We start from the raw sequence: 16377 nt of genomic DNA, 5'->3' as shown, positions 1-16377 counted from the left end.
ACCGGCGGTACCGCAAGATTCTGGGGGTGCGGGGGCCGCCCGGCTGCGGGGGAGGGGCACGGCTGTCGGTGGCCTCCACTAGGGTGCTGGCGTGATCGTCACCACCGTCAACGTCAACGGCATCCGCGCGGCCGTCAAGCAACGATCCAGTGCGAACCTCGGTCTGCTGCCCTGGTTGAAGGAATCCCGCGCCGACATCGTCTGTCTGCAGGAGACCCGCGCCGACGACGAGCAGCTGCGCGACGCGCTGGCGTCGGCCCTGGCAGACGGCTGGCATCTGGCCTCGGCGGAGCCGCATGTCAAGGGCCGCAACGGTGTTGCCGTCCTGTCGCGGACCCCGTTCACCGGCGTGCGAGTGCTGCAGTCCGAGGAGTTCGCCGCGCACGGCCGCTATATCGAGGTGGACACCGAGGGCGCCACCGTCGCCAGCGTCTACCTGCCCACCGGGGAGGCCGAGACCGACCGGCAGCTGGAGAAGGAACGGTTCATGGCCACCATCGAGGCCCGGATGGCGGAACTTCTGGGCGGCAACCGCGACACCGTGCTGTGCGGTGACTGGAACATCGCCCACACCGAGAACGACATCAAGGCCTGGAAGGCCAACGTCAAGAAAGCCGGCTTCCTGCCCAGCGAACGGCGGTGGCTGACCGAGCTGATGGCCACCGGGTGGGTCGACGTGGTGCGCAGGCTGCACCCCGACATCGCCGGTCCCTACAGCTGGTGGTCATGGCGCGGTAAGGCTTTCGACAACGACGCCGGCTGGCGCATCGACTATCACCTGGCCGATCCGCGGCTGGCCGAACGGGCGGTGTCCGCCCATGTCGAGCGTGCCGAGCTGTATGCGCTGCGGTGGTCGGATCACGCGCCGGTGACGGTCGAATTCAGCTGACCGGGCAGTGCGGGTCGCCGGGTGCGCTCAGCGCACTGTCGGCGCCGTCGATGGCCGCGCGCACCGCATCCAGAACCCGTGGATCCCAGGTGAGTCCCGTCTGCCAGGGCAGCCCGGCGAGATCGGACACGAAGATGCTGTGGGTGTCGTCGAAGGTGAGGCAGCGCCGGTGCGGCAGTACCCGGTTGCTGATATCGGTGGCCAGCGCACTCGACAGCGCGACGAGGCCGTCGTTGGGCCACACGGTGGGATTCACCGGACCCGCGCCCGCCGGTGCGGCGAAGCGGTTGCCGCCGATCAGCGTCACCGGGATCTTGTCCAGCACCCCGGCCTGGTAGTCGTTCCAGCCGTCGGGGCCCATCAGGTAGGCCTGGTTGACCTCGCGTCCCGAACCGGCCATCAGCCGTTCCACCTCGGCCTTCATATTGTCCATGGCGGTCTCGCAGAAGGTGTCCCCGAGGCAGTCCGACCTCGGGGTGATCCCGTTGGCGTAATCGGACAGATAGGACCCCTGCCACGGGGTCCCGAGGGTCGTCAGCGACCGGATCCGGATGGGTGATCCCAGGCTCTGCAGGACCCGGATGGCCGACCGGGAATACAGCCCGCCCATCGAGTGGCCGACGATGTCGATCTCGTCGACGCCGTAGTGGTCGTGCAGGTGGCCGAAGAATCGGGCCAGATGCTCACCGGCGGTGTCGATGCTGGCGGTCGAGTTGACGGTCATGTTCTCCGGGAGCGTGATCGGGCAGTCCCCGAAGGCGCCGAAACCGCCCTGGTCGACGACGGGGCCGCGACCGGCCATCGCCGGCGAGGTGAACACGGTGTAGCCCTGCCCGAGCAGGTAGTGGCGCAGTTCGGTATCGGTGTTTCCGGCCGCCAGTCCCGACGCACAGGCCTGGTCGGGCGTGGTGAACGGACTCGTGGCGTCGCCGCCGGACACGATGACGACGGCGCGGCCCGCGGATCGCGGTGCGGCGTGGGTGATTCCGATACTGAACGCGGTGGCGACGGCGAAGACCAACAGTCCGACCAAGAAGCGGTACACGACCCTCCCAAGTAATTGACGGTGGCGCAAATAGTAGTCGGTGCGGCCCGAAATCCGCGCATGACAAAATCAACACATCATGAGTGATTACAGCAGCTCCGCTCGCCAGGTCGTCTTCTCCGGCGCGCAGCCCACATCGGACTCCCTGCACCTCGGTAACGCGCTCGGGGCGGTCAACCAGTGGGTGAGCCTGCAGCACGACTACGACGCCTACTTCTGTGTCGTGAACCTGCACGCCCTCACCGTCGCGCAGGATCCCGAGGTGCTGCGCACGCGCACGCTGGCCACCGCGGCGCAGTATCTGGCCCTCGGGGTGGATCCCGCCAAGGCGACGGTGTTCGTGCAGAGTCACGTGCCCGCGCACGCCGAACTCGCGTGGGTGTTGGGGTGTTTCACCGGATTCGGCCAGGCCTCCCGGATGACGCAGTTCAAGGACAAGTCGCAGAAGCAGGGCGCCGACTCGACCACCGTCGGTCTGTTCACCTACCCGGTGTTGATGGCCGCCGACGTGTTGCTCTACGACACGGCCGTGGTGCCGGTGGGGGAGGATCAGCGTCAGCATCTGGAGCTCGCGCGCGATGTCGCCGCGCGGGTCAACGGCCGGTTCCCCGGCACCTTCGTGGTGCCGGAGGCGATGATCCCCAAGGCCACCGCCAAGATCTATGACCTGCAGGACCCGACCGCGAAGATGAGCAAGTCGGCGTCCACCGATGCCGGGTTGATCAGCCTGCTCGACGATCCGAAGAAGACCGCCAAGAAGATCCGCTCGGCGGTCACCGACAGTGAGCGCGAGATCCGGTTCGATCCGGAGAACAAGCCGGGTGTGTCCAACCTGCTGACCATCCAGTCCGCGGTGACCGGTACCGACGTCGACAAGCTCGTCGAGGGCTATGCGGGGCGCGGCTACGGCGACCTGAAGTCCGAAACAGCGGATGCCGTAGTCGAATTCGTCACCCCGATCAAGAACCGGGTCGACGACCTGCTGGCCGATCCGGCCGAGCTCCAGGCGGTGCTCGCCGCCGGCGCCGAGCGCGCCGGCGAGGTCGCTGAAAAGACGCTGCGGCGGGTATATGACAGGGTGGGCTTCCTGCCGCCCACGCGCTGACACCCGGGGAGAAACCGCCATGGCTGAGCCGGACGACAAACCGGGTGTGCTGGACCGACTGCGTACCCGGTTCCCGTGGTTCGACCGCATCATGCGGGCCCAGGAACGCTACGACGACCGCAAGGGCGATTTCTACGCCGCGGGTGTCACCTACTTCACGGTGTTCGCGCTGTTTCCGTTGTTGATGGTGGGCTTCGCGGCCGCCGGCTTCGTGCTGGCCAGCCGGCCACAGTTGATGGCCGATATCGAACTGCGGATCAAGGAGACGGTGTCGGGTGACCTCGGCACCCAACTGGTGCAGCTGATGGACTCGGCGATCTCCTCCCGCGGCACGGTGGGTGTCATCGGCCTGGCCACCGCCGCCTGGGCCGGCTTGGGCTGGATGTCGAACCTGCGCGAGGCGCTCAGTCAGATGTGGGAGCAGCGCACCGAGAAAGACGGATTCCTGCGCACCAAGCTGTCGGATCTGGCGGCTCTGCTTTCGGTGTTCGTCGCCATGGTGCTCACCATCGCGCTGACCGCGCTGGCCAACAAGTCGGTGATGACGCGGGTGCTGGATTGGGTGGGGCTGCACGACATCACGACGCTGGGCCGGCTGCTCGGCGCGGTGTCCTGGTTGCTCTCGGCGCTGGTGTCCTGGCTGCTGTTCACCTGGATGATCGCCCGGCTGCCGCGTGAGCCGGTCGCCTTCGGCGGCTCGGTGCAGGGCGGGCTGCTGGCTGCGGTGGGGTTCGAGATCTTCAAACAGGTCGGGTCGCTCTATCTGGGCTCGGTCATGCACGGCCCGGCCGGCGCCACCTTCGGTCCGGTGCTCGGCCTGATGGTGTTCGCCTACGTGACCGCCCGGCTCATTCTGTTCGCCACCGCGTGGGCGGCGACATCGGCGGAGAGCATGTTGCTGGTGCCCGTAGTGCCGCCCGGTCCGGCGGCGATTGCCCCTCGCGTGCAGGTGCGCGAGGGAGTCGGAGTCCGCGGTGCGGTGGCCGCGTTCGCGGCGGGAGCGATCGGGGCGTTCGGCCTTTCGCGATGGCGCCGCCGCTCGCGATGACACCGGCCCAGGCATGGTGCGAGGCCATGGGGATCGCGGTGCCGATCGTGAACGCCCCGATGGGCGGCGCGGCCGGCGGGCGGTTGGCCGCCGCGGTGTCGAGAGCCGGCGGGTTGGGGATGATCGGCATGGGCAGCGCGGCCACCCCGGGTGCGTTGCGCCGGGAGCTTGCCGAACTGGGCGACCACGGCGGCCCGTTCGGTATCGGGCTGGTGCACTGGGTGATGTCCGAGCAGCCCGAGCTGTTCGAGATCGCGGTGGCGGCGCGGCCCACGCTGCTCGCGGTGAGTTTCGGAGATGACTGGTCCTGGGTGGCCGACGCGCACGCCGCGGGTATCCCGGTGTGCGCCCAAGTGGCGCATCGGGGCGCCGCCGAGCGCGCGGTGGCCGCCGGCGTGGATGTCCTGGTGGCCCGCGGCGCCGAGGGTGGGGGCCACGGCGAACCGGTGTCGGCGACTCGGGTGGTACTCGCCGACGTCCTCGACGCCGTCGATGTCCCGGTGCTGGCCGCCGGGGGTATCGGCTCGGCCGCCGCGGTGTCCGCCGCACTGGCCGCCGGGGCGGCCGGGGTGTGGGTGGGGACGGCTTTCACGGTGTGCCACGAGGCGCTGACGCCGCCGCGGGCCCGTGTCGAACTGCTGGCGGGCGCTGAGACCGAACTCACCCGGGAATTCGATATCGCCGCCGGATATCGTTGGCCGGCAGCCATTCCCGAGCGCGTGCTGCGCGGTTCGGCGGTCAACGCCGGTCAGGGCGTCGGCGAGCTGCGGGAGGAACTCGGGGCGGCGGAGGTGGTGGCCCGGCTGGCGGGTCAGGCCTGAGGCCGGCGGTTCATCGACCGGGCGGCCATGATCAGCGCGAAGACGATGATCGCGCCGACCAGACCGACACCCACCCGCACCGGCACGGCGTCGACGGGCGGTAGCGCGGTGGCCGCCACGGCGGTGGGATCCGGCGTGTCCTGCTTGGCCTTGGCCAGCAGGGAGGGATCGGGCTCGATCAGCTTGCCGACCTTGGTGCCCGGTGCCGTGGCGAAGCCGTAGTCGAGAAGGTGCGCGGCCTGCTCCCAGGGCGCGATGGGTTCGCGGGTGCCGCGCAACAGCACCGCGACCAGGCGGCGGCCGTCCCGGTTGGCGGCTCCGACGAAGGTCTGGCCGGCGTCGTCGGTGTAGCCGGTCTTGCCGCCGAGGGCGCCCGGGTAGTTGTAGAGCAGTTTGACGTCGTTCTCCAGGTCGTAACCGGGATGGTCGTGGTCCTCGCCCGGGCGGGCCGGGTGCCCGGGGAACGGGTACTTCTCGGTGGCCACGACGCGTGCGAAGGTGTCGTTCTGCCAGGCGTAGCGGTAGAACAGGGCGATGTCGTAGGCCGAGGTGCTCATACCCGGTCCGTCCAGGCCCGACGGTGTGGCGGCGCGGGTGTCCCGGCCGCCGAGCTTGTTGGCCAGCGTGTTGATCTTCTGCAGGGCGGTGTCCATGCCGCCGACCTGCACTGCCAGCGCGTGCGCGGCGTCGTTGCCGGAATGCATCAGCAGGCCGTGCAGCAGGTCGTTGACGCTGTATCGCCCGCCCTCGTCGACGCCGACCCGGGTGCCCTCGGCGGCCGCGTCGTCGGAGGTACCGACGACCTGACGGTTCAGTGGGAGCTCGTTGATCGCCTGCATCGCGATCAGCACCTTGATGATGCTGGCGGGCCGGTGCCGGCCGTGCGGGTCCTTGGCGGCGATGACATCGCCGGTATCGAGATCGGCGACCACCCAGGCCTCGGCCGAGATGTCGTTGGGCAGGGGCGGGGTGTCGGGTGCCACGACGACTCCGCAGTTGCCCATGGCGTCCCCGCCCAGCGGGGTGGCGGGCACGGGCAGCGGGGCGGGCGGGTCGCCCGCCTTGGGCACCTCGGATGAGTCCACGGCGGGTGGGGTCGTCACCCGGAATGGGCAGGGATCGGGCGGGCCGGGCTCGGCGTGTGCCAGGGCCGGTCCGACGGCCAGGAAAAGCGCTGCAGCCAGGGCTGCAGCGCGGTGGAGCGGGGTTTTCGTGGTCGCCATCGTGTCAGCAGATTAGGTGACGACGGCGCCGATCTCGAGGAGCCGCGCTGTGACTGGTGGGGTTTAAGTTACAAAGGTGACTACTTCGGCAGGGCGCAATGCGCGAGCGCAGCCGAGCCGATGGTGCTCAACCACAGCCGGCCGTCCCGCTCGATCAATCCGGTGACCTGACCGAAGCGCGGGTGGCGACCGTGGATGCCGGCCACCGGGGTGCCCGAGTCCGGGTCGAAGGCCACCGCCCACACTTCCGAGGGCATCTGGGGCTGAAGGGCCGCGGGCAGTTTCCACACCACCCTGCGCAGCACCGGCGGCCGGGCGGCCAGCCAATCGGCGGGCTTGTTGACCGGGCAGACCAGCGCCACCCAGATCCGGCCGTCGGCGCCGGTGCAGATGTTGTCCGGCATGCCTGGCAGGTGCTGTGCCAGCGGGGTGACGGTGCCCGACTGCGGACCGGTCAGCCAGTACTTCGACAGTCTGCGGGCCTGCGTCTCGGCGAACACCAGCGCCGAACCGTCGGCGGTGACCGTGAGGCCGTTGGCGAAATAGAGTCCGCCGGCCAGGGTGTCGACGGTGCCGTCGTTGTTCAGCCGGTACAGGCCGCCGGTGCCGCGCGCGTCCATGATCGCGGCCCTGAACCACTCGTAGTGGTAGTCGCTGGTGGACTCGGTGAAATAGATTGTGCCGTCGTCTGTTTCGGTGACGTTGGAACAGAACCGCAGAGGTCGGCCGCGCGGCGCGGAGCCTGCGGAGCCGACGCCATCGGCTGGGACCGTCCGGGTGAGCGTGGTCAGCTCGCCGGTGCCGGGGTCCAAGGCCAGCAGCCCGCGGTGGCTGTCGCAGACCAGGATCCGGCCGTCGCGGGCGACGTGCATGCCCAGTGGCCGCCCGCCGGTGTCGGCGACGACGGTGGCGGCCCCGTCGGGATCCAGGCGCACGATGCGGCCGTCGACCAGACCGGTCCACAGCCTGCCCTGAGCATCGGTCACCACATCCTCGGGTCCGGGTCCGGGTACCGGCACGAGGGTGAGCTCGGGGAGCGGGTAGTCGGGCAGCGGGTCCACCGGCGGCGGCTGCCAGCGGACGGGATGGATGGCGGGTTTCTCGACAGCGGCCGACACCTCACCGACGGTAGTCCGCAGACGGCGACGGCCGGGCGGTTTCCCGCCCGGCCGTCCCGACGTCGGTGATCTAGAGCAGGCGACCGGCCTCGCTCAGCACCCCGTGCAGGATGTCGTAGATCGCGTCGAACTCCTTCTGCCCGCTGATCAGCGGGGGAGCCAACTGCACCACCGGGTCGCCACGGTCGTCGGCACGGCAGTACAGGCCCGCCTCCCACAGCGCGGGGGTCAGGAAGCCGCGCAGCAACCGCTCGGACTCTTCGTCGTTGAACGTCTCCTTGGTGGTCTTGTCCTTGACGAGTTCGATGCCGTAGAAGAAACCCTCACCGCGGACATCGCCGACGATGGGCAGGTCGTAGAGCTTCTCCAGGGTGGCCTTGAACGCCGGGGCCTGCTGCTTGACGTGGGCGTTGATGCCCTCGCGCTCGAAGATGTCGAGGTTGGCCAGCGCCACCGCCGATGAGACCGGATGCCCGCCGAAGGTGTAGCCGTGCCCGAACACCGTCTTGCCGTCGTTGAACGGCTCGAACAGCCGGTCGCTGGCGATCATCGCGCCGATCGGTGAGTATCCCGACGTCAAACCCTTTGCGCTGGTAATGATGTCGGGAACGTAACCGAGATCGTCGCAGGCGAACATGGAACCGATGCGGCCGTAGGCGCAGATCACCTCATCGGACACCAGCAGCACGTCGTACTCGTCGCAGATCTCGCGGACCCGTTCGAAGTATCCCGGCGGCGGCGGGAAGCAACCTCCGGCGTTCTGCACCGGCTCCAGGAACACCGCGCACACCGTGTCCGGTCCCTCGAACTCGATGGCCTCGGCGATCCGGTCGGCGCAATACCGCCCGAACGCCTTCTCGTCGTGCGCGTAGGCCTCCGGCGCCCGGTAGAAGTTCGTGTTCGGTGCACGGAAGCCACCCGGGGTGAGCGGTTCGAACGGCTCCTTGAAGGCGGGAATGCCGGTGATCGCCAGCGCGCCCTGCGGGGTGCCGTGGTAGGCGATCGCCCGCGAAACCACCTTGTGCTTACCGGGTTTGCCGGTGAGCTTGAAGTACTGCTTGGCCAGTTTCCAGGCGCTCTCCACCGCTTCGCCACCACCGGTGGTGAAGAAGACCCGGTTCAGGTCACCCGGCGCGTAGTGCGCCAGCCGTTCGGCCAGCTCGATGGCCGTCGGGGTGGCATAGGACCACAGCGGGAAGAAGGCCAGCTGCTCGGCCTGCTTTGCGGCGGCCTCGGCCAGTTCGGTGCGCCCGTGCCCGACCTGGACCACGAACAGGCCCGAGAGCCCGTCGATATAACGGCGGCCCTGGTCGTCGAAGATGTGGACGCCCTCACCGCGGGTGATGATGGGCGGGGTGATATCGGCACCGTGCCGGGCGAAATGCCCCCACAGGTGGCGCTTGGCCTTGGCGGCCAGATCGGTTGAAAGGGATTGTGCTACATCGGTTGTTGTCATCGCGTGCCCCAGTTGTATTGCTGTTTGACAAGTTTGAGATAGACAAGAGTCTCGGTTGATATCACCCCTGGAACGGCACGGATCTTGGTGTTGAGCAGGTCGAGTAGATCGCCGTCGTCCTCGCAGACCACCTCGACGATGGCGTCGAAGGTTCCGGCGGTGAGCACCACGTAGTCCACGGACTCGATGGCTGACAGCTTTTCGGCGACCTTGGTGGTGTCGCCCGTGCAGCGGATGCCGATCATGGCCTGGCGCGCGAAGCCCAGCTGCATGGGGTCGGTCACGGCGACGATCTGCATGACGCCGGCGTCGACCATCCGCTGGACGCGCTGGCGCACCGCGGCCTCCGACAGGCCCACGGCCTTGCCGATGCCCGCGTACGAACGTCGGCCATCCTGCTGCAGCTTCTCGATGATCGACTTGGACAGCTCGTCGAGCTGGAATGCCGCGCCTGGCCGGGAGTGGTTGATTCGCAGGGAGACGGCGGAGGCGCCGGGCTGTGAATCTGGGTTCGACATGCTGACGATTGTGCACGGAATCCGTAGTTTGAGGCAACCATTTCGATTAAATCGCGCGTTTCTGGTGTCCTCGACCGGTGGAATGCGCAGCAGACCTCGGGTAGCGTGATGCTCCGTGGCCCTCACTGAAACCTCTGTTGTCGCTGGTAGCTGGATCAACGGCGAGGCGGTGAAGACCGGCGGTCAGCCCTTCGCGGTGATCAGTCCGGCCACCGGCGAGGTGGTGTCGACGTATGCGCTGGCCACTCCCGCGGATGTGGACGCCGCCGTTGCCGCCGCGCGCGCCGCGCAACCGGGCTGGGCCAAGGCAGCGCCCGTCGAGCGGGCCGGCGTGCTGGCCAAGCTCGCCGAACTGATGGAGGCCAACGCGGCGACGTTCATCGCCGAGGAAGTGGCCCAGTGCGGCAAGCCGGTACGGCTGGCGACCGAGTTCGACGTCCCGGGCAGTGTCGACAACGTGGCGTTCTTCGCCGGTGCGGCGCGGCACCTGGAAGGCAAAGCCAGTGCCGAGTATTCGGCCGACCACACCTCCAGCATTCGCCGCGAGGCCGTCGGCGTGGTGGCCACCATCACGCCGTGGAACTATCCGCTGCAGATGGCGGTGTGGAAGGTCATTCCGGCGCTCGCCGCGGGCTGCGCCGTCGTCATCAAACCCGCCGAGATCACCCCGTTGACCACCCTCACGTTGGCCCGTATCGCCGCAGAGGCCGGCCTGCCCGCCGGCGTGCTCAACGTCGTCACCGGGTCGGGCGCCGATGTGGGCACGGCGTTGGCCGGGCACCGTGACGTCGACGTCGTGACGTTCACCGGGTCGACGGCCGTGGGCCGCAAGGTGATGACCGCCGCGGCCGCGCACGGACACCGCACCCAGTTGGAACTCGGTGGCAAGGCGCCGTTCGTCGTATTCGACGACGCCGATCTCGATGCCGCGATCCAGGGCGCGGTCGCCGGGGCGCTGATCAACACCGGCCAGGACTGCACGGCGGCCACCCGCGCGATCGTGGCCCGCGACCTCTACGACGACTTCGTCGCCGGGGTGGCCGAGGTGATGAGCAAGATCGTGGTCGGCGACCCGCACGATCCCGACACCGATCTGGGCCCGCTGATCACCACCGCACACCGGGACAAGGTGGCCGGTATGGTCTCGCGGGCGCCCGCCCAGGGCGGCCGCGTCGTCACCGGCGGCGTCATCCCCGATCTGCCCGGCTCGTTCTACCGCCCGACGCTGATCGCCGATGTCGCAGAGGATTCCGAGATCTACCGGGATGAGATCTTCGGGCCCGTGCTGACGGTGCGCGCCTTCACCGATGACGACGACGCGCTGCGCCAGGCCAATGACACCGACTACGGACTGGCCGCCTCGGCGTGGACCCGCGACGTCTACCGCGCCCAGCGCGCGTCGCGTGAGATCGACGCCGGCTGCGTGTGGATCAACGACCACATCCCGATCATCTCGGAGATGCCGCACGGCGGCGTCGGGGCGTCCGGGTTCGGTAAGGATATGAGCGACTACTCCTTCGAGGAATACCTCACCATCAAGCACGTGATGAGCGATATCACCGGTGTGGCCGAAAAGGGCTGGCACCGGACCATTTTCACGAAGCGCTGACCCGCGATTTGTGCACGTTTACCGGCGCTCGGCGCCGGTAAACGTGCACAAATCACTCGAGATCAGCCGATGCGAATCAGCTTCTTGTTGACGAACTCATCGATTCCGAAGCGGCCCAGTTCGCGGCCGAAGCCGGACCGCTTGACCCCGCCGAACGGCAGCTCGACGCCTTCGGCGCCAACCGCGTTGACGAACACCATGCCGGCCTCGATCTTGTCGGCGACCCGGGCGGCCTGCGCGTCGTCGGTGGTGTAGACGTACGAGCCGAGGCCGAACGGCGTGTCATTGGCCAGTTCGACCGCCGCGTCCTCGTCGGCGACCTTGTACACCGACGCCACCGGACCGAAGAGTTCCTCGCGGTAGTCGGCGGGCACGTTGGTGAGCACACCCGGTGGGTAGAACGCTCCCTTGCGGCTGCCGTTGGTCGTCAGCTCGGCGCCGGCCTCGACGGCCCGGCTCACCTGCTCTTCCAGTCGCTCGGCCGCGGCCACCGACGAAAGTGGGGCCAGCCCTTCGGATTTCGCCAGAACCTTCGCGGTGAACTTGTCGAGGAAGGCGTCGTACACCGATTCGGCGACGATGATGCGCTTGGCGGCGTTGCAAGCCTGGCCGGTGTTCTCGAAACGGCCGTCGACCGCGGCCTCCACCGTGGCGTCGAGGTCGTCCGAGCTCAGCACGATGAACGGATCCGAGCCGCCGAGTTCGAGCACCACCTTCTTGAGGTTGCGTCCGGCGATCTCGGCCACCGCCGCGCCGGCCCGTTCGGAGCCGGTCAGCGACACCCCTTGGATGCGCGGGTCGGCGATGATCCCGGCGATCTGTTCGTTGGTGGCGTAGATGTTGACGTAGGCGCCTTCGGGATAGCCGGCGTCGGTGAAGATCTGCTGCAACGCCGCGGCGGACTCGGGGCACTGCGGGGCGTGCTTGAGCACGATCGTGTTGCCCAGGGTCAGGTTCGGTCCGGCGAACCGGGCCACCTGGTAGTACGGATAGTTCCAGGGCATGATGCCCAGCAACACGCCCACCGAGCTACGGCGGATCAGCGCCGACCCATCGCCGTCGAGCAGCGTGATCGGCTCGTCGGCGAGAAACTTCTCGGCGTTGTCCGCGTAGTACTCGTAGATCGATGCGCTGAACTCGACCTCGCCCACCGACTGGTCCAGGGGCTTGCCCATCTCGCGCTGAATGATGCGCGCCAGCTCGTCTTTTCGCTCGACGTGCAGTTCGGCCACCCGGCGGATCAGCGCGGCGCGGTCGGCGACGGTGCTGGTGCGTGACCATTCGCGGTGGGCTTTGGCCGCGGCGGCCACGGCCGCCTCGATCTGGGCATCGGTGGCGGTCGGGTATTCCTTCACCAACTCGCCGGTCGAGGGGTCGACGACCGCGTACAGCGTCGTGCTCATTGCTGGTGGACTCCTTCCAACGGGCAGCTCTGCCCGGTTCAGTGGTTCGGTATCAATACTGCACGAGAGGACAAGTGCGGGTTGGGGAACTCATCGCTCCCGGGTGAACTCCTCGCCCGTCTCGGGGTTGATCGCGGTTTCCCCGGGCGGAAGGTTCGACAGGTCGGGTGCGATGACGGTCGGCATGTCGCCGGAGTCCGGCAGGCCGAACCGCGCTTCGACGGCGGCCTGGTCTGCGGCGGTCTCCAGGACGAGGTCGTGGCTGCGCCGGGGCAGGGTGAGCCCCTTGAAGAAACCGGGCGCCATGATGCGCCACACCAGCATGAGGATCAGGCCGAGCACCAAGGCGCCGATCCCGACGACGGCGACCGCGCCGTACCCGAAGATGGTGACGTTGTTGCCGTCGTCGTCGGTCAGCCAGTCCGGCTTGGCGTACTGCACGAGGCCGTAGCCGAACATCACCAGCAGGATGACGCCGCCGAGCAACGGCACCACGCCGCGCATCACGAAGTCGCGAAGGTTGCCGGTGAGCGTCTTGCGGTAGAACCACACGCAGGCGAAGCCGGTCAGTCCGTAGTAGAACGCGATCATCAGGCCCACCGAGCCGATCAGCGCGGTCAGCAGATTGGTGCTGATGACGGTGAACAGCACGTAGAAGACGGCACTGACGATGCCCATCGCGATGGTCGATGTGGTGGGGGTCAGGTAGGTGCGGTGGATCTTGGCGAAGGAATCCGGCAGGGCCTTGTACACGCCCATGGACAGGGTGGTGCGGGCCGTCGGCAGGATGGTGGTCTGGGTGGAGGCCGAGGCCGAGGTCAGAATGGACGCCGACAGCAGCAGCATGCCGATGTGGCCAAGTGTGCTGTCGCCGAACAGGTCCGGGCCGATCGCGGCGAACACGTCGGCGGAGTTCTCCGGATTGCCCAGCCCGATACCGTCGGTGCCGACGCCGGCGAACGCGACCGCCGCGACGCTCACCAGGGCGTAGGTGGCCAGCAGCAGGAAGGTCGAGATCACCGCGGCCCGGCCGGGGGTGCGGCCCGGGTCATCGGACTCCTCGTTGCACGCCACCGCGGTGTCCCAGCCCCAATAGATGAAGATGGTGGTCAGAATCGCCGGCGCGATGACAGTGCCGAAATCCAGTCCGCCGGGCCAGAACCAGGACAGCGACGGTATCAGCGAGTAGTCCTCGGCGGTGTGGGTGTACACCTTGACCAGGGCCACCACCGACAGCACGATCAGCACCACGACCTCGATGCCCAGCAGTCCGTACTGCAGTCGGGCGGACACCTCGATACCGCGGTAACAGATGTAGGTCATCACCGCGATCCAGATGACGCCGGCCACCGTGGACCACAGGGTGCTGCTGGCCAGCGTGGCCGCCGAATGCCAGCCCAGGTCGCCGGCGAAGGTGAACGAGTAGGCCCCGGCGATCTGGGCCAGGTTGGCCATCACGATGACGTCGGCGGCGATGATGCCCCAGCCGCCCAGCCAGCCCACCACCGGGCCGAAGGAGCGCGACGCCCAGGTGAAGGTGGTGCCGCAGTCCGGCTCGGCTTTGTTCAGCTCCTGGTAGGCCACCGCGATCAGGTACATCGGGATGAACGAGATGAGCACGATGGCAGGTGCTTTGGTGCCCGAGAGCAGCCCGGTGCTGCTGGCGACGATGAGCCCCAGGGTCGCCGCGAGGCTGTAGGCGGGCGCCGTGGAGGCCATCCCGACGACGATGCTCGACACCAGGCCCAGGGCGCCGCCCTTGAGTCCTTTGCTCTCGACCCCGGAACCGCTGGGCTCGAGGGTGAGTTCGCCTTTACTCATCGCATCTCCCTGCTGATTACTGACATATCGAGAATGTAGAATACGGTTTCAGTTGTCAGAGCGCGCGTCAACAACGAAATTAGTTTTTCTGGTGTCCTTCGGCGGCGGCCCCGCGCGCTATGGTCGGACTGTGACCACCGCGCAGCGGGCGGACGAATTCGAAGCGCTGCGGCCGCACCTGCTGGCCGTGGCTTACCGGCTGACCGGCACATATGCCGACGCCGAGGACATCGTGCAGGATTGCTGGCTGCGCTGGCACAGTTCGGTCGACGAGATCGCCGATCTGCGGGCCTGGCTGACCACCGTGGTGAGCCGCCTCGGGCTGGACCGCCTGCGCTCGGCCGCGCACCGGCGGGAGACCTATGTCGGCGAATGGCTGCCCGAGCCCGTGGTGACGCGCTTCGACGATGCCGCCGATCCGCTGGCCGCCGTGGTGGCGGCCGAGGACGCGCGGTTTGCGGCCATGGTGGTCCTGGAGCGGCTGACCCCGGATCAGCGGGTCGCCTTCGTCCTGCACGACGGATTCGCCGTACCGTTCGACGAGGTCGCCGACATCCTGGGGATCGGCGCTGCCGCCGCCCGGCAGCTGGCCTCCCGCGCGCGCCGTGCGGTCGCGTCGGCGCCGCCGCCCGACCCGGCGCACTCGGAGATCGTCGGCAATCTGATGGCGGCCATGGCCGCCGGCGATATGGCCGCCGTCGTCGCGCTGCTGCATCCCGACATCACCTTCACCGGCGATGCCAACCGGCGCGCGCCCACCGCGGCCCGGGTCATCGTCGGTCCCGACAAGGTCGCGCGGTTCCTCTTCGGGCTGGCCAAACGCTATGGGCCGAACTGGCTCTCGGTCACCGAGCTGGCTCTGGTCAACGGGGACCTGGGCAGTTACACGCCGGGCCGTCCCGCGTCCGACGGTTACCCGGAGCTGTCACCGCGCATCACGGTGATGACGGTCCGTGACGGATTGGTCTGCGCGGTATGGGATATCGCGAATCCGGACAAGTTCACCGCGTCCCCGCTCGGCGGGTAGGAGCGAAGCGACCGGGGGATCTAAACCCCTCCATCGGCCCACGGAATCCGGCACGCATCGCCGGAGTTGAAGCCCTGCTCGGTGATGCCCAGTGCCGCGTACATCCGTGCCCGCATGTTCTCGACGCCGATCTGGTAGGTCAGCTCGATCACCCCCGCATCGCCGAACCGGGCGCGCAGGTCGGCCACCTGCTCGTCGGTGACCGTGTGCGGGTCGGTGGTCATGGCATCGGCGTAGGCGATGGCGGCGCGTTCGTCGTCGTCGAACGCCGGCGAGGTGGCGTAGTCGTCGATGGATGTGAGGCGGTCCACGTCCAGGTTGTCCAAGCGCATCAGCATGGAGCCGAAGTCCACGCACCAGGAGCAGCCGACGGTGCGCGCGGTCCAGAGCACCGCGAGCTCACGGACACTGGCCGGCAGTTTCTTCGACCCGCTCTGCAGCAGCGTCTCGTGCACGGCGTTGGCGACCAGCAGGCGGGGATGGTGTGCGGTCATGGTGAACGGTTCGGGCACCTCGCCGAACTGTCGCTTGGCGTATCGGTACATCAACCGGGTGAACAGGCCGGCTTGGTTCGGGGGCAAGGGAGCGATTCTCGTCGTCATATCGGGTAGACGAGACAGCGCTGCGATGTGTGACAGCCCTACCCGCGCGCCGGGGAGCCGGTAGGCAGCGGCGGGGCGATCGACCACATGACTTCGCTCTCGCCGGTGTCGGCGTTGTCCCAGGCGTGCGGTGACTGCGCGGAGAAGGTGTAGCAGTCTCCGGTGTCGAGCAGCTGTTCCTGACCGTCGACCACCAGGCGCAGCTTGCCGCGGATGACGACGACGACGATCGTCTTGGAATCCAGCGTGTAGGCGCCGCCGGATCCGCCGCCGGGTTGGAGGATGGTGCGCATCACCTGGACGTTCTGTTCGGTGGCCGGAGTGAGCAGATACTCGCGAATGCCACTGCCGCCCATCTCCAGTGGCGCGCCCCGCCCATTGCGCACCATCGCCGAATCGGGGAAGTCGAACAGCGAGCCCACCGACGCGCCGAGGATGTCGCAGATCCGCAGCAGATTGGGTACCGAGATCGCGGTCTGGCCCCGCTCGACGAGGCTGAGGAAGCCCTTGGTCAGGTCGGCTTCGGTGGCCACCGCGTCGAGGGTCAGTCCCCGCTCGGTGCGCAAGGCCCGCAGCTTCGGCCCGAGCCGGTTCATCATCGAGTCGACGTCGGCGGTGCGTGCCGCGCCCGCAGATCGACTTCGCGGCATCAGCTTCCCTCCCGGCTGTGACAGCTCTTGCCGTTCGGAGTT

The 16377-nt window shown here is 68.2% G+C and carries 14 protein-coding genes and 1 pseudogene; 6 read left to right on the top strand and 9 right to left on the bottom strand.

What is annotated here, in order from left to right; translation table 11 throughout:
* Positions 1 to 91: 91 nt before the first annotated feature.
* Positions 92 to 889, top strand: a complete 798-nt coding sequence (locus QN239_RS25660; protein ID WP_499014658.1) for an exodeoxyribonuclease III — start codon at positions 92 to 94, stop codon at positions 887 to 889.
* Here QN239_RS25660 and QN239_RS25655 read toward each other — a convergent pair.
* The gene (locus QN239_RS25655; RefSeq protein ID WP_499014656.1) at positions 882 to 1934 is read right to left on the bottom strand and encodes a lipase family alpha/beta hydrolase; all 1053 of its coding nucleotides are present in this window, start codon (positions 1932 to 1934) and stop codon (positions 882 to 884) included. The two genes, QN239_RS25660 and QN239_RS25655, sit on opposite strands and share 8 nt — an antisense overlap.
* A gap of 79 nt (positions 1935 to 2013) precedes the next feature.
* Between QN239_RS25655 and trpS the strand changes: the two genes are divergently transcribed.
* From trpS to QN239_RS25640, 3 genes are read left to right on the top strand one after another with little or no spacing between them, the layout of a single operon-like run.
* Complete coding sequence (gene trpS / locus QN239_RS25650) at positions 2014 to 3039, top strand: tryptophan--tRNA ligase (protein WP_499014654.1); 1026 nt, start codon at positions 2014 to 2016, stop codon at positions 3037 to 3039.
* Between the two features lie 19 nt (positions 3040 to 3058).
* Entirely contained in the window at positions 3059 to 4087 is a 1029-nt protein-coding gene (gene yhjD / locus QN239_RS25645; protein WP_499014653.1) for an inner membrane protein YhjD, read from the top strand.
* Positions 4084 to 4908, top strand: coding sequence for a nitronate monooxygenase (locus QN239_RS25640; RefSeq protein ID WP_499016968.1), 825 nt, complete (start codon positions 4084 to 4086; stop codon positions 4906 to 4908). The genes yhjD and QN239_RS25640 overlap by 4 nt, the downstream gene beginning before the upstream one ends.
* On the opposite strand, the gene QN239_RS25635 is transcribed toward QN239_RS25640, so the two are convergent.
* The 4 genes from QN239_RS25635 to QN239_RS25620 all read right to left on the bottom strand — a co-directional run bounded on the left by QN239_RS25635 (position 4899) and on the right by QN239_RS25620 (position 9223).
* Positions 4899 to 6131 (bottom strand): D-alanyl-D-alanine carboxypeptidase family protein, encoded by a 1233-nt coding sequence (locus tag QN239_RS25635; RefSeq protein ID WP_499014651.1) that lies wholly within the window; start codon positions 6129 to 6131, stop codon positions 4899 to 4901. The genes QN239_RS25640 and QN239_RS25635 overlap by 10 nt on opposite strands.
* An 80-nt stretch (positions 6132 to 6211) precedes the next feature.
* A complete protein-coding gene (locus tag QN239_RS25630) occupies positions 6212 to 7249 on the bottom strand; it encodes an SMP-30/gluconolactonase/LRE family protein (protein ID WP_499014649.1) in 1038 nt (345 codons plus the stop codon).
* Between the two features lie 70 nt (positions 7250 to 7319).
* Positions 7320 to 8705, bottom strand: a complete 1386-nt coding sequence (locus QN239_RS25625) for an aspartate aminotransferase family protein (protein WP_499014647.1) — start codon at positions 8703 to 8705, stop codon at positions 7320 to 7322.
* A complete protein-coding gene (locus QN239_RS25620; protein ID WP_170847184.1) occupies positions 8702 to 9223 on the bottom strand; it encodes an Lrp/AsnC family transcriptional regulator in 522 nt (173 codons plus the stop codon). The genes QN239_RS25625 and QN239_RS25620 overlap by 4 nt, the downstream gene beginning before the upstream one ends.
* Positions 9224 to 9338: 115 nt before the next feature.
* Here QN239_RS25620 and QN239_RS25615 point away from each other — a divergent pair, with 115 nt between their 5' ends.
* Positions 9339 to 10832, top strand: coding sequence for a gamma-aminobutyraldehyde dehydrogenase (locus tag QN239_RS25615; RefSeq protein ID WP_407939049.1), 1494 nt, complete (start codon positions 9339 to 9341; stop codon positions 10830 to 10832).
* A gap of 62 nt (positions 10833 to 10894) precedes the next feature.
* On the opposite strand, the gene QN239_RS25610 is transcribed toward QN239_RS25615, so the two are convergent.
* Together QN239_RS25610 and QN239_RS25605 are read right to left on the bottom strand one after the other, a co-directional pair.
* Positions 10895 to 12235, bottom strand: a complete 1341-nt coding sequence (locus QN239_RS25610) for an NAD-dependent succinate-semialdehyde dehydrogenase (RefSeq protein ID WP_499014645.1) — start codon at positions 12233 to 12235, stop codon at positions 10895 to 10897.
* A 90-nt stretch (positions 12236 to 12325) separates the two neighbouring features.
* Entirely contained in the window at positions 12326 to 14056 is a 1731-nt protein-coding gene (locus QN239_RS25605; RefSeq protein WP_499014644.1) for an APC family permease, read from the bottom strand.
* Between the two features lie 130 nt (positions 14057 to 14186).
* Between QN239_RS25605 and QN239_RS25600 the strand changes: the two genes are divergently transcribed.
* The gene (locus QN239_RS25600) at positions 14187 to 15083 is read left to right on the top strand and encodes a sigma-70 family RNA polymerase sigma factor (protein ID WP_499014642.1); all 897 of its coding nucleotides are present in this window, start codon (positions 14187 to 14189) and stop codon (positions 15081 to 15083) included.
* 20 nt (positions 15084 to 15103) lie between these two features.
* On the opposite strand, the pseudogene QN239_RS25595 reads toward QN239_RS25600, so the two are convergent.
* A pseudogene (locus QN239_RS25595) lies at positions 15104 to 15697 on the bottom strand (carboxymuconolactone decarboxylase family protein); the annotation flags it as partial.
* A gap of 26 nt (positions 15698 to 15723) precedes the next feature.
* The gene (locus QN239_RS25590) at positions 15724 to 16335 is read right to left on the bottom strand and encodes a helix-turn-helix domain-containing protein (RefSeq protein ID WP_499014641.1); all 612 of its coding nucleotides are present in this window, start codon (positions 16333 to 16335) and stop codon (positions 15724 to 15726) included.
* Between the last annotated feature and the right edge of the window lie 42 nt (positions 16336 to 16377).

It is taken from the genome of Mycolicibacterium sp. Y3, assembly GCF_051188035.1.
Taxonomy (GTDB): Bacteria; Actinomycetota; Actinomycetes; order Mycobacteriales; family Mycobacteriaceae; genus Mycobacterium; species Mycobacterium fluoranthenivorans.
Note: the sequence above shows the minus strand (reverse complement) of the source record. Positions and strands in the feature narration are given on the sequence as shown.